Annotated in this window: 7 protein-coding genes and 1 pseudogene; 3 read left to right on the plus strand and 5 right to left on the minus strand. The window is 52.7% G+C overall.

Translation table 11 applies throughout. The features are described 5' to 3' along the window. Window positions 1–26 precede the first annotated feature (26 nt). The 5 genes and pseudogenes from aldB to QUF14_RS21985 all read right to left on the minus strand — a co-directional run bounded on the left by aldB (window position 27) and on the right by QUF14_RS21985 (window position 7,053). A complete protein-coding gene (aldB, locus tag QUF14_RS21965; RefSeq protein WP_000183976.1) occupies window positions 27–1,565 on the minus strand; it encodes an aldehyde dehydrogenase AldB in 1,539 nt (512 codons plus the stop codon). A 200-nt stretch (window positions 1,566–1,765) separates the two neighbouring features. Further along, window positions 1,766–2,925 (minus strand): annotated as a pseudogene (yiaY, locus tag QUF14_RS21970) (L-threonine dehydrogenase). A gap of 189 nt (window positions 2,926–3,114) precedes the next feature. Continuing rightward, window positions 3,115–4,959, minus strand: coding sequence for a selenocysteine-specific translation elongation factor (selB, locus tag QUF14_RS21975; protein ID WP_000582461.1), 1,845 nt, complete (start codon window positions 4,957–4,959; stop codon window positions 3,115–3,117). Then, window positions 4,956–6,347 carry an L-seryl-tRNA(Sec) selenium transferase gene (selA, locus tag QUF14_RS21980; RefSeq protein WP_000206235.1) on the minus strand — a complete coding sequence of 464 codons (1,392 nt, stop codon included), beginning with the start codon at window positions 6,345–6,347 and terminating at the stop codon, window positions 4,956–4,958. Before selA ends, selB begins: the two co-directional genes overlap by 4 nt. A gap of 97 nt (window positions 6,348–6,444) precedes the next feature. Continuing rightward, window positions 6,445–7,053 carry a glutathione S-transferase gene (locus QUF14_RS21985; protein WP_000779792.1) on the minus strand — a complete coding sequence of 203 codons (609 nt, stop codon included), beginning with the start codon at window positions 7,051–7,053 and terminating at the stop codon, window positions 6,445–6,447. A 215-nt stretch (window positions 7,054–7,268) separates the two neighbouring features. Here QUF14_RS21985 and tssI (QUF14_RS21990) point away from each other — a divergent pair, with 215 nt between their 5' ends. From tssI (QUF14_RS21990) to tssI (QUF14_RS22000), 3 genes are all read left to right on the plus strand, one after another. Then, complete coding sequence (gene tssI / locus QUF14_RS21990) at window positions 7,269–9,581, plus strand: type VI secretion system tip protein TssI/VgrG (protein WP_000718590.1); 2,313 nt, start codon at window positions 7,269–7,271, stop codon at window positions 9,579–9,581. Between the two features lie 81 nt (window positions 9,582–9,662). After that, window positions 9,663–11,447 (plus strand): M35 family metalloendopeptidase, encoded by a 1,785-nt coding sequence (locus QUF14_RS21995; protein WP_249822542.1) that lies wholly within the window; start codon window positions 9,663–9,665, stop codon window positions 11,445–11,447. A gap of 155 nt (window positions 11,448–11,602) precedes the next feature. Further along, window positions 11,603–13,804, plus strand: coding sequence for a type VI secretion system tip protein TssI/VgrG (gene tssI / locus QUF14_RS22000; protein WP_353511493.1), 2,202 nt, complete (start codon window positions 11,603–11,605; stop codon window positions 13,802–13,804). The last annotated feature ends 4 nt before the right edge of the window (window positions 13,805–13,808 follow it).

Below are 13,808 nucleotides of genomic sequence, written 5' to 3' on the forward strand. Positions count from 1 at the left end.
ACTATTAACGTTGCCTGCCTTTCACATCAGAACAGCCCCAACGGTTTATCCGAGTAGCTCACCAGCAGGCACTTGGTTTGCTGGTAATGCTCCAGCATCATCTTGTGGGTTTCACGGCCGATACCTGATTGTTTGTAGCCGCCAAACGCCGCATGTGCCGGGTAAGCGTGATAACAGTTGGTCCACACGCGCCCTGCCTGAATACCGCGCCCCATCTTATAGGCCAGATTACCGTTGCGGCTCCAGACACCAGCCCCCAGGCCATATTGCGTGTCGTTCGCCAGCTCCAGCGCCTCATCCATCGTTTTGAAGGTGGTTACCGCCAGCACCGGACCAAAAATTTCTTCCTGGAACACGCGCATATTATTCTGACCAAACAGAATCGTCGGTTCGAGGTAGTAGCCGTCTTTCAGTTCGCCTTCCAGCAGCTTGCGCCGCCCACCGGTGAGCACGTCAGCACCCTCTTTTTTACCGATATCAATGTAATTGAGGATGGTTTCCAGTTGCCCGTGAGAAACCTGCGCCCCCATTTGCGTCACGCTATCGAGCGGGTTACCGCTGCGAATGCTTTCGACACGGCGGATGGCGCGCTCCATAAAGCGTTCGTAGATTGACTCCTGCACTAAGGCACGACTTGGACAGGTGCAAACTTCGCCCTGGTTAAAAGCAAACAGTGCAAAGCCTTCCAGCGCTTTATCGAAAAAGGCATCTTCTTCATCCATCACATCAGCAAAGAAGATATTTGGCGACTTGCCGCCCAGTTCCAGGGTTACCGGAATAATATTTTGCGTGGCGTACTGCATAATTTGTTGGCCCACTTCCGTTGAGCCGGTAAACGCCACTTTGGCGATGCGTTTCGAGGTCGCCAGATATTCGCCAATTTCCCCACCAGCGCCGTTAACCACGTTCACCACGCCCGGCGGCAGTAAATCACCAACGATTTCCATTAGCAGCAGTACAGAAAGCGGGGTAAGACGTGCGGGTTTCAGCACCACACAGTTGCCCGCCGCCAGCGCGGGAGCCATTTTCCAGCTCGCCATCAACAGCGGGAAGTTCCACGGGATAATCTGCCCCACCACGCCTAACGGTTCGTGGAAGTGATAAGCCACGGTTTCGCTATCCACTTCGCTAATACCGCCTTCCTGCGCCCGAATACACGAGGCGAAATAGCGGAAGTGGTCAATCGCCAGCGGTACATCAGCAGCACTGGTTTCGCGAATGGGTTTGCCGTTATCCCAGGTTTCAGCCGTCGCTAAAAGTTCGAGGTTCTGCTCCATTCGATCGGCAATCTTAAACAGAATCGCCGCGCGATCCTGCACCGAAGTATGCGCCCATTTATCTTTCACTTTATGCGCAGCATCCAGCGCCAGATCGATGTCTCGTTTGCCCGAAGACGCCACTTCGCACAGTAGCTGCCCGGTCACCGGCGTCAGGTTCTGGTAATACTCGCCGTCGGCAGGGGCTACCCATTCGCCGCCAATAAAGTTGTCGTAGCGGGCTTTTAACTTGAGGGGGAAACCATACTCGCCGGGCTTAATCTGTGCTGAAGGGGGATTATTGGTCATGATCGTCTCCTTGCGGTGTGAGGTATAACAAGGGTAGACGTGACTGGCGAAATCTTCGCCAGCTGGTGATAGCTTTACGACGGCTATCACGAATTTACGGGCAAGGATTACAGAGATAACTAAAACTCTCTCAAAAATCGCAAATTTTGAGAGAGTTGAAAAAATGGCTGACAATTAGCCAGCCATTGGGGGAATGATGATTACATCGCCGCTCGATAAATCGCCACAATTTCTTCGTGAGTTGCCTGAATCGGGTTAGTAAAGCCGCAGGCATCTTTCAGGGCATTGGTCGCCAGTACCGCGAAATCTTCTTCTTTCACGTTCAGGTCACGCAAGCCTGCCGGGATATTCACTTTCTTCGCCAGTTCACGGATGGCGTTAATGCAGGCTTCAGCACCTTTCGCGTCGTTTTTACCTGTCACGTTCACGCCCATTGCAGCGGCACAGTCACGCAGACGCGCAGACGCGCAGCAGCGACTTTGCTGTTGAACACCTGAACGTGTGGCAGCAGAACAGCATTACATACACCGTGTGGCAGGTTGTAGAAACCGCCCAGCTGGTGCGCCATCGCATGAACATAACCCAGAGATGCGTTGTTGAATGCCATACCAGCGAGGAATTGAGCGTAAGCCATTGCTTCACGCGCTTTAGCATTGCTGCCATCTTCAACGGCTAACGGCAGGTTTTCGGCAATCATGGTCACCGCTTTCAGTGCGCAAGCGTCGGTGATCGGCGTGGCGGCAATAGACACATACGCTTCGATAGCGTGCGTTAAGGCATCCATACCCGTTGCAGCGGTCAGTGACTTCGGCATACCGATCATCAGCGAGGAGTCATTGACAGAAAGCAGCGGAGTCACGTGCTTATCAACAATCGCCATTTTGATGTGACGAGCTTCGTCGGTGATGATGCAGAAACGAGTCATTTCTGATGCAGTACCCGCAGTGGTGTTGATGGCGATCATCGGCAACTGCGGTTTTGCAGAGCGGTCAACGCCTTCATAATCGCGGATGTCACCGCCGTTGGCTGCAACCAGCGCAATACCTTTTGCACAGTCGTGCGGAGAACCACCGCCCAGGGATATTACGCTATCGCAATTATTTTCTTTAAGTAATTTCAAACCTGCGGCGACGTTTTCCGTGGTTGGGTTAGGCTGGGTGCCATCATAAATAACGCTAAAAATATTGCGCTCTTCCAGTGCTTTTTGCACATCGCCCGCCATACCCAATTTCGTTAACATATTGTCAGTGACAATTAAGGTACGGGTAAATCCATAATCTGCCATCATATTCATTGCATCATTCAATGAATCAGCGCCGATAACATTCACGGAAGGAATAAAAAAGGTTGAAGCTGCCATAACACACTCCTGAAAGTGTAAAAAAGGGCGGGCAGCTTACTGAGGATTTTCATTTGAAAATATGATCAGTATTATTGATTATCAAAATTAATCTAATAAAAAGCACATTGTATTCATTAAACAATGTGCTTTTTTTAAAATCATAAGAATTTTGTATTAATTTATTTTAAAAATTAATTAATCATTTCCTTATTTTTCCGGAAATAATAATGCGTCGCGCAATAAATGATCATTTCCACGACGCCGCGTAAAGCCAATGCGGTCAAAATATTCCAGGATTTGAATTGCCAGCTTTCGGCCTACGCCTAAGCGATCGCGGAAATCCGCCGCGCAGGTTGAACCACATTCCTGATCGAGATCGCGGATCATATTGGCAAACTCGACAATCCGATCGTTACGGTAATAACGATCTTTGACGATCGCAGTGATTATCCCCTGTTGGGCCGCCTGGCGTAGCGTCAAACGCATTGCCTGCTCGTCGGTTCCCGTCTCTTTTGCCAGGTCACGCACCCACCACGGCTCGTCACCAAACAGCGGCTCCGCTTTTTGCCAGATAGCCTGCTGCTCTTCGCTGAATCCCGCTTTATGATCCGGCAGATGCAGCCAACCGTGATGACTGAGGATGTCGCCGCTTTCGCGCATCTTTTCAATCAGCAACAGCACCAGCGCTTCATCTTCCATTGGCAACGCCATGCGCCGCAGACGCTCGCGCCCAGGACCTGGTTCATCGCGATGCTGCTCATGATAAGTCGCCAGGGTATCGAGAATTTTCCGCTGCCAACGAGCGGCAACCGGTGCATTCAGCAAGCTGTAACCGGCCTGAATATAGCCCGGTTGCTGCAGCAGTTCACGCATCCCTTCGCCGTTGAGCTGGCGCGCCCAGGCGAAATCAGCAAGGTTAACCGCTCCGCGTTCCAGATGAATAGCTAACGCATCGGCATCGCTCTGCGCCCGTGCAAGAGACGCCAGCCATTGCAGATATTCCGGCTTACGCTTACCGCGACGCGGCGGGTTAAGCATCACCACGCGCGCCCCCGCCAGCGTGTTGCGGGCCGAGATATCGCGCAGCACCAGGCGATCGTTATCTGCCAGCCATAACGGGGTGTCGAGCACCAGCTCGGCAAGGTTATCTTCCAGCAGCGAAACGCGTCCCGTGACGTGGCTGGCGGCGTGGTGAATATGCAGCGGCTGCCACTGGGTCAGCGGTGTATGGGTTTGAAGCTCGACAATCACCCGTGTGAACGGCTCCGGCGGCGCATCGGCAAGCAGCCAGTCGCCACGGTTAATCTGCTCTTTTTCCGCATCACCCGCGATGTTAAGCGCAATACGCTGCCCGGCATGAGCTGCATTTGTTGGCTGATTTTGCGCATGCAGCGCACGCACGCGCATCGGTTTATTTACACCAGTCAGCCAGAGTGAATCGCCTACCTTCACTTCCCCACTTAACGCCGTACCGGTGACGACCAGCCCGGCACCTTTTACGGTAAAAGCACGGTCGATAGCGAGGCGGAAGCTATGTTGGCTGGCGTGTTCACGCTCTGGTAACTGAAGCAGATGCTCGCGCAGGGCATCAATTCCCCGGCCTTCGGTTGCTGCGGTGATAAACAGTTTTGCCTCAGCAAAACCGTATTCCCGCAGCACCTCCTTTACCTGGCGTTCAACCTCATCAACACGCGCTTCGTCCACGCGATCGGCTTTGGTCAGCGCCACTGTCAGCATCGGGTTACCGGTCAGCTGCAAAATCGCCAGATGCTCACGAGTCTGTGCCATCACGCCGTCATCGCACGCCACCACCAACAGCGCGTGATCGATACCCCCGACGCCCGCCAGCATGTTGGAAAGAAACTTTTCATGACCGGGAACGTCGATAAAACCCGGAACACGACCATCCGGCTGCGGCCAGTAGGCATAGCCGAGATCGATGGTCATGCCGCGCTTTTTTTCTTCCGGCAGACGGTCGGCATTTACGCCAGTAATCGCCTGCAATAAGGTTGTTTTGCCGTGGTCAACGTGTCCGGCAGTCGCAATAATCATTTCAACAACATCTCCAAAAACCGTTGCTCATCTTCAAGGCAGCGTAAATCCAGCCACAATCGTCCGTCATAAATACGACCAATCACCGGCACTGGCAATTCACGCCAGCGGGCGGCTAATGACTCAAGGTGGCTACCGCGTCCATCATGGGGTGTAAACGTTAATGCCGCGCTCGGCAGGCGATCAACCGGCAGCGAACCACTGCCAATCTGCGAAAGACATGGCATAACCTGTACCGCAAACTCCGCGCCGTAATGTGCGGCAAGGGGGGCCTGTAAACGTTGTGCCTGGATTTGAATGACCTCTGCGCTGCGGGTAAGCAGACGCAGGGTCGGTAATTTTTCACTCAGCGCCTCAGGGTGTAAATAAAGACGCAACGTGGCTTCCAGCGCCGCGAGGGTCATTTTATCCGCGCGTAATGCACGCTTCAGTGGATGGCTTTGCAGGCGGGCGATCATCTCTTTTTTACCAACAATAATTCCTGCCTGCGGCCCGCCTAACAGCTTGTCGCCGGAGAAGCTCACCAGACTGACGCCCGCCGCAATCAACTCCTGCGGCATTGGCTCTTTCGGCAAACCGTACTGGCTAAGATCAACCAGCGAGCCACTGCCTAAATCAGTCACTACGGGAACATCCAGCTCTTTGCCGAGCGCCACCAGTTCCGCTTCATCTATCGCTTTGGTGAATCCCTGAATGCTGTAGTTACTGGTATGTACTTTCATCAACAGCGCGGTATTTTCATTCACCGCCTGGCGATAATCATTAGCGTGCGTGCGGTTGGTGGTCCCCACTTCGTGTAGGGTGCAGCCTGCCTGACGCATGACATCAGGAATACGAAACGCACCGCCAATCTCCACCAGTTCGCCGCGAGAAACCACAACCTCTTTCCCGCTGGCAGTGGCCGCCAACATCAACAAGACCGCCGCCGCATTGTTATTAACGATACAGGCATCTTCCGCCCCCGTAATGCGGCACAGCAGCTGCGCCAGCGCCCGATCGCGATGTCCGCGTCCGGCGTCGTCCAGATCGTACTCGAGGGTCACTGGCGAACGCATAGCCTGCGCAACGGCTTCCACCGCGGCTTCTGCCTGTAAAGCTCGCCCAAGATTGGTATGCAGCACAGTTCCCGTCAGGTTGATCACCGGACGCAGCGCGCTCTGCGCCTCTTTCGTCAACCGGGCATCAACTTCTTGCGCCCAGTTTTCACACCACGCGGGTAGCATCTGGCTGTCACGAATCACTTCTCGCGCTTCGTCAAGCATCTGACGCAGCAACTCCACCACGCGGGTGTGACCATAGGTATCACGCAAAGAAAGGAAAGAGCTATCGCGCAATAAGCGATCAATAGCCGGAAGTTGACTATAGAGGGAACGCGTTTCGGTTGTCATAGGAAACCTGGCTGATCAAGGCCCTCTCACACGGAGAAGGGCGTTTAACATAACCACGGATTGTAACGTGAGATGGGTCAGGAGGACATATCGCGCATCAAGCCTTTGGCGGTTCGGTGCGGGCAAAACTTTCGCGGCTAAACAGGTTTTCGACCAGTTTGACTAAGTGTGGGCGGTCGACACACCAGCCTGGCGCAACGCGGCGGAAATTGAGATATCCGACGGCACAGGCAATGGCGATAGTCGCCAGATTGACCGTATCGGTTTTGAGCGTGCCATCGACCAGATATCCTTCCAGCACATCCAGACTGCGGTTGATTTTCTCCCGCTGGCGTAACAATTCATCTTCAGACTGCTGCGCCGCCGGACGCGCCTGTTCACGCACTGATACCAGCCCGGCATCCATAATGCCATCCGCCAGCGCCTCAATTTTGCGCACCCGCAACGACTCCAGCGGATCGCGCGGCAACATCGCCGGAGCGACATTCATTAATTCAATATATTCAGCGATGATCGGCGAATCAAACCAACATTCGCCCTCTTCAGTCACCAGCACCGGCACTTTCCCTAACGGGTTAAATTGCGCCACGCCGTTGTCCGCGTTATAGGGCAGTTCATTAATAAATTCGAAAGTTATGCCCTTTTCTAACAACAGAATAGAAAGTTTGCGTACAAACGGGCTGGTGTAGCTACCGACGAGTTTCATGCCGAGTCCTTTGTGCGAGGAAAAATATCAGTATGGCCTGGTGATGGGAAAAAGGGCAGAAAATGTTGATGGTTTGTTATCTCCCAATAAATCACATATTTATCATGGTGATATAAATATTTTCCTAATAGTTGCTATCTGGCAGATATCTCACTTAAGCCTTTCTTATAAGCCCGTATGGTTTGCACTATGAGTGCGGTAGCTATGGGGTTTATATGGCAGCAGAAGGATTACGTTTCACGCTGTCGGTGGACGGTATTGTGGAGATGGCGACGGCGGTGGTGAGCTTCCGTCTGTACCAGCACCACTGCACACCGTTCATCCTGGATGTGGATATCGCCAGCGGACTGTCTGACCTGACGGCAGAAGATTTTCTGGAGAAAAGCGCGGTGCTGACGGTCTGGCAGGGCGACACTGCACAGCGTTACGTCAGCGGTATCGTGACAGAGGTGCAGCTCGGTGAGAACAACGACTGGCAGATGCGTTATTCCCTGAGCATCAGCCCGCCGCTGTGGCGGGCAGGGTTACGGCAGAACTTCCGTATCTTCCAGCAGCAGGACATTCAGACGATATCAGCGCAGCTTCTTGAAGAGAACGGGGTGACGGCGTGGATGCCGCTGTTCTATGAGGCGCACCCGGCGCGGGAGTTCTGCGTGCAGTACGGGGAGAGCGACCTGACATTCCTGACCCGGCTGTGGGCGGAGGAAGGTATCTTCTTTTATGAACGCTGCAGTCAGGACGGGCCGGAACAGAAGCTGGCGGTGTGTGATGACGTGGCGGGGCTGACGGGAATGGGGGCGCTGGCGTTTAACCCGAATACCACGACCGGAGGCACGACAGAGTACATCCGCGACTTCCGTTACCGTGCGCAGATAAGCGTGGCGTCGGTGGAGACGCAGGATTATACGTTCAAAACGCCGGGGTGGCCGGGGTACTACAGCCATGACGGGGAGAGCCTGAACGGACAGGGAACGCAGTACGAGATATTTGATTATCCGGGGCGTTTCAAGGATGAGCAGCATGGCCAGGATTTTGCGCGTTACCAGACGGAAGGGTGGCGGAACGGGGCGGAGACGGCGAGCGGGGTGTGTAACACGGCGCGACTGTGGCCGGGAACGCGGTTCCGGCTGACGGGCCATCCGTCAGCGACGCTGAACCGGGAATGGCAGGTTGTGGGAAGCACACTGCGGGGAGAACAGCCGCAGGCGCTGCACGGGAGTCACGGTGAAGGGACGACACTGAGCAATCAGTTTGAGGTGATACCGGCAGACAGGACGTGGCGTCACGCGCCGCTGCCGAAGCCGAAGGTGGACGGCCCGCAGAGTGCCATCGTGACCGGGCCGAAGGGTGAGGAGATATTCTGCGACGAGCATGGCCGGGTACGGGTGAAGTTTCACTGGGACCGTTATCACGGGATGACGGAGGAGAGTTCATGCTGGATACGGGTGTCGCAGGCATGGGCGGGACCGGGGTTCGGCAATCTGGCGATACCGCGTGTGGGTCAGGAAGTGATAGTGGACTTTCTGAACGGCGACCCGGACCAGCCCATTGTGACGGGGCGGACCTACCATGAAGATAACCGTTCACCGGGGGATTTACCGGGCACGCGGACGCAGATGACCATCCGCTCGAAGACCTATAAAGGAAGCGGCTTTAATGAACTGCGTTTCGAGGATGCGACGGACAGTGAGCAGGTGTATATCCACGCGCAGAAGAACATGGACACGGAGGTGCTTAACGACCGGACGACGGACGTGAAGCATGACCATACGGAGACCATCGGTAACGACCAGAAGATAAGGGTGGTGAAGGGGCAGACGGTTGAGGTCGGCACCAGAAAAGAAGGGGGTCACGACCAGAGTATCACGGTGGCGAACGACCGGCGCATAACGGTACGTAATGACCAGACGCTGAAGGTGACGAATGACCGGACGGTGAGCGTGAGTCACGATGACGGCCTGTATGTCAGAAACGACCGTAAAGTGACGGTGGAAGGGAAGCAGGAGCATAAGACGACGGGAAACCATATCAGCCTGGTGGAGGGGAAACACAGCCTGGAGGTGAAGGGTGACCTGGCGGAGAAGGTGAGTGGCGCGCTGGGGATAAAGGTGGACGGGGATATCGTGCTGGAGAGCAGCAGCCAGATAAGCCTGAAAGCGGGCGGTTCGTTCGTGGTGATACACTCTGGCGGCGTGGATATAGTGGGGCCGAAGATAAACCTGAATGGTGGGGGAGGTCCGGGGACGCCAGTATCGACGCTGCAACCGGTTGTACTGGAGGCGCTGGAGGATGAGAATGATGATGAGAACCCTGAAAAATATACTCTCCAGTTCCATTTTACAGACGATGACGGGATACCGTATTCAGAGACACGCTACATTGCCTTCTTTGAGGACGGCACGCAGACCCGCGGAGAAACGGATAAGGATGGGTATACGGAAATATTCACCACTGACAGCGAGCAGACAATAGACGTCAGATTGTTGCATTTGAATATCGATATGATATGGGGAGGGATTAATGAATAGAGAGTGACCGCCTGTAATTGGCGTGTTTTTGCATAAATGGAACAGGGTTTGTAGTGAAAATATATACCAAGGAGGATTTATATGGGAGATGGAAAGGGTAGTACGAGCGGAAAAAGCCAGAGTGGTGAACAGTGTGTAGTTTTAAAGGAGGGGAAAATTACTAATGATTTTAAAATAATGATGAGAGAGGCTCTGAAGGCGCAGATGGCTGTATTGAAAAAAAGAGTAGAAGATCTTGGTGATAAATGGGGGGCGGAACAAAATCAGGAATTTATAAATATATTTGGCATTGATGGAAATACTTATATTAAATTAAAGTTCCCTTTCGGGGGGCGTAATACTCTGTTTACAGAGAATATAAAGGCAAGGGATTATATGAGAAATGGCGTTACTCGCCTGTATGAGATATGTGGGGAATTATCTGTGGAAGGTGATTGTGTAGACGTTACCGTTCATGACCATTTCCTCAAACGTGATGCCAATTGTAATCTTGTTCTTAATGACAAAGGGGGTAATGAATATGTTGACAAAGACGTAATCAGGCCCAAAATTGGTAACTTTGTGAATTGTACAGATAATGACGCTTATGCTGCCAATGTAACTTACGATCAGATTTTGGGTGTAAAATCTGGAAGCTTTAAAAGTTTGGTAAGTATAACTATAGGACAAAGATTTATAGATAGGCCATTCACTGGGGAAAACTCTAAGGCATCGACACTCTGCCATGAACTATCTCACTTTATAAGGTACGGGGATTCACTTAAGTTTGGAGGCATGTGGACGGAAGATATGCCGGTAGATATAGAGTATAGTACAGGTGACGAATATATTGCTCATGCCACTAAATTAAAAAATGATAAAAAATCAGAACTGTTTCAGAATGCATATAATATCGAACGTTATTTCGAGATTCCTGTACCATATTTATGCTTTTATTTGACGGGGGAGTATATGCTTGCTAGATGGATTGTTTTTATTGCTTTTTTTTCTTGGGTGCATCCAATATTTGCTTATGATATCTCTGGCGATTATGCGGTTCATTACAGATATGGGAAGTTACATTGGAATGGAGTAATGGAAAAACTTGGTGTCTATCCTCGTGTAGAACCGACAAGGCTTAATTATTATGATTATTATGATGATCTTTCAGCCTATGCTGTTTTTCAATATTATACTATCAGTAAAAATGAGAGTCAGTATAATCAGGATAAAAATAAAATATATCTTCATCTTTCCGTGCATCAGAAAGAAAATATTGTAGCAGCTGCAGTGGTTTTATCGAATAAAAGCCAGGAATCTTATTTTGTTCATCGACTAACTCTTCCTCTTGACGTTAACGGCGGGCCTTACTCTTCCTTGTGTAGTGGTGTGTTTATACCGATAATGGATAACATTCAGTTGGATTTTTTAAAAAAAACAAAATGTAGCTTTGGTGAATGGAAAAGTAAATCTGTTTGGCGCGAGATATTACCAGGGAAAGAGCTATCCTTTGATGTCACATTGAACGATTATTATGCCTTTTTACCGGGCATTCATCGTTATAATATAGGGACGGTAGAATTTACAATAGTTAATCAAGAGTGGTTTGCAGAACAATATATATATGAGTATTTTCTTTCTATTATGAACTGGCGGGCAGAAAGAGAGTGTACTAATCCTATAGATAAAATAACGTATGGCATAGAGGAGTGGCGGGTTTGGAGAATCTGTGGACCTTATAGAGGACCTGGTCTATTTCAGGATTTTTTAGCACGATTTGGCTATCATGGCGGTAATGATAATATATTCAAAATAAGATCAAATCAGGTCGTGGTTACTATTGATGGGGACAGGGCATCTCCTCCTTATTCGTTGAGGAATTATTAATGTTAACTTATTGTCATGGCTACAATTCGTTGGTTTTCCTGTTGAAATGAGAATGTTCATGGGAAATACAGATAATGAATCAGTGAGAGAATATCAGAAGGTACGGTCAATATCGGTTAATTACTTTTTCCTGTAGCAATACCAGGGAGGTCATCATGTCATTAAAAGGGCTGCGTTTTACGCTGACGGTGGACGGACTGGTGCCGGAGACGTTCGCGGTGGTGGATTTCCGCCTCACGCAGGCATACTCATCGCCGTTCGTCCTGGATGTGGACGTTGCCAGCGACTCGTTCCGCCAGACGGCGGAGAAGCTGCTGGAGAAGGGGGCCGTGCTGACCATCTGGCAGGGTGGCACGGCGCTGCGTTATGTGAGCGGTGTGGTGTCGGGGTTCGGCATGAAGGAGCACAACGGCTGGCAGATGCAGTACCACCTTCAGATACGCCCGCCCCTGTGGCGCAGCGGGCTGCGGCAGAACTACCGAATCTTCCAGCAGCAGGACATTCAGGCCATCTCCGCCACGCTGTTAAACGAGGACGGAGTGACGCAGTGGACGCCGCGCTTTTATGAGAGCCACCCGGCACGGGAGTTCTGCGTCCAGTACGGTGAAAGCGACCTGGCGTTTCTGACCCGGCTGTGGGCGGAGGAAGGCATCTTCTTTTATGACAGATACGCTGACGACAGCCCGGAGCAGACGCTCACGCTGTGCGATGATGTGGCGGGCCTGCCGGTGTACGGGGAGATACCGTTTAACCCGAACACCCGTGAGGTGACGACGGCGTGCATCAGCCTGTTCCGCTACCAGGCGCAGGTGCGGCCCTCGCAGGTGCGTTCAAAAGACCACACGTTTAAGGTGCCGGACTGGCCGGGTATTTACATTGAGGATGCTGAAAACCTCAACGGGCAACTGAAGCAGTACAAAATCCTGGACTGGCCGGGGCGCTACAAGGACGAGCAGCATGGTCAGGACTTTACCCGCTACCGGCTGGAAGGGCTGCGTAACAGTGCTGAAACCGCCACAGGTATCAGTAACTCCCCGGCGCTGTGGCCGGGACGGCGGTTCACCCTGACGGGGCATCCGGTACAGGGAGCGAACCCGAACCGTGAGTGGCAGGTGGTGAGCAGCACGCTGACGGGGAGCCAGCCGCAGGCGCTGCACGGGAGCCAGGGGAGGGGAACGACACTGAGTAACCATATCACGGTCATCCCGGCAGACCGGACCTGGCGCTCACAGCCCCTGCCGAAGCCGAAGGTGGACGGCCCGCAGAGTGCCATCGTGACCGGGCCGAAGGGCGAGGAGATATTCTGCGACGAGCATGGCCGGGTACGGGTGAAGTTTCACTGGGACCGTTATCACGGGATGACGGAGGAGAGTTCATGCTGGATACGGGTGTCGCAGGCATGGGCGGGACCGGGGTTCGGCAATCTGGCGATACCGCGTGTGGGTCAGGAAGTGATAGTGGACTTTCTGAACGGCGACCCGGACCAGCCCATTGTGACGGGGCGGACCTACCATGAAGATAACCGTTCACCGGGGGATTTACCGGGCACGCGGACGCAGATGACCATCCGCTCGAAGACCTATAAAGGAAGCGGCTTTAATGAACTGCGTTTCGAGGATGCGACGGACAGTGAGCAGGTGTATATCCACGCGCAGAAGAACATGGACACGGAGGTGCTTAACGACCGGACGACGGACGTGAAGCATGACCATACGGAGACCATCGGTAACGACCAGAAGATAAGGGTGGTGAAGGGGCAGACGGTTGAGGTCGGCACCAGAAAAGAAGGGGGCCACGACCAGAGTATCACGGTGGCGAACGACCGGCGCATAACGGTACGTAATGACCAGACGCTGAAGGTGACGAATGACCGGACGGTGAGCGTGAGTCACGATGACGGCCTGTATGTCAGAAACGACCGTAAAGTGACGGTGGAAGGGAAGCAGGAGCATAAGACGACGGGGAACCATATCAGTCTGGTGGAGGGAACGCACAGTCTGGAGGTGAAGGGCGACCTGGCGAGGAAGATTACCGGTGCGCTGGGAATGAAGGTCCGGGATGAAATCGTACTGGAGAGTGGCGGTAAAATCACCCTGAAGGTGGGTGGTTCGTTTGTGGTCATCCATTCAGGGGGCGTGGACATCGTCGGGCCGAAAATCAATCTCAATAGCGGCGGTAGTCCGGGAACGCCGGTGCCGACACTACGACCGGCGGTTTTGAAAGCGCTGGCAGATTATGACAATGGCGGACCTGGAACTGAAGGGGCGGAGCCACCACGGAAAAATGTACAGGAAGCCTTTGATCCTCCCCAGCAGGATAAGGTACCGCCACAACGGCCGGGAAGATTCTCACGATAAGGAC

It is taken from the genome of Escherichia sp. HH091_1A (genome assembly GCF_030295175.1).
Lineage (GTDB): Bacteria > Pseudomonadota > Gammaproteobacteria > Enterobacterales > Enterobacteriaceae > Escherichia > Escherichia coli_F.

Excerpts from the sequence above, each read along its gene's own strand:
- aldB (WP_000183976.1), bottom strand. The coding sequence starts at position 1,565 with ATGACCAATAATCCCCCTTCAGCACAGATTAAGCCCGGCGAGTATGGT.
- selB (WP_000582461.1), bottom strand. The coding sequence starts at position 4,959 with ATGATTATTGCGACTGCCGGACACGTTGACCACGGCAAAACAACCTTA.
- selA (WP_000206235.1), bottom strand. The coding sequence starts at position 6,347 with ATGACAACCGAAACGCGTTCCCTCTATAGTCAACTTCCGGCTATTGAT.
- QUF14_RS21985 (WP_000779792.1), bottom strand. The coding sequence starts at position 7,053 with ATGAAACTCGTCGGTAGCTACACCAGCCCGTTTGTACGCAAACTTTCT.
- tssI (WP_000718590.1), top strand. The coding sequence starts at position 7,269 with ATGGCAGCAGAAGGATTACGTTTCACGCTGTCGGTGGACGGTATTGTG.
- QUF14_RS21995 (WP_249822542.1), top strand. The coding sequence starts at position 9,663 with ATGGGAGATGGAAAGGGTAGTACGAGCGGAAAAAGCCAGAGTGGTGAA.
- tssI (WP_353511493.1), top strand. The coding sequence starts at position 11,603 with ATGTCATTAAAAGGGCTGCGTTTTACGCTGACGGTGGACGGACTGGTG.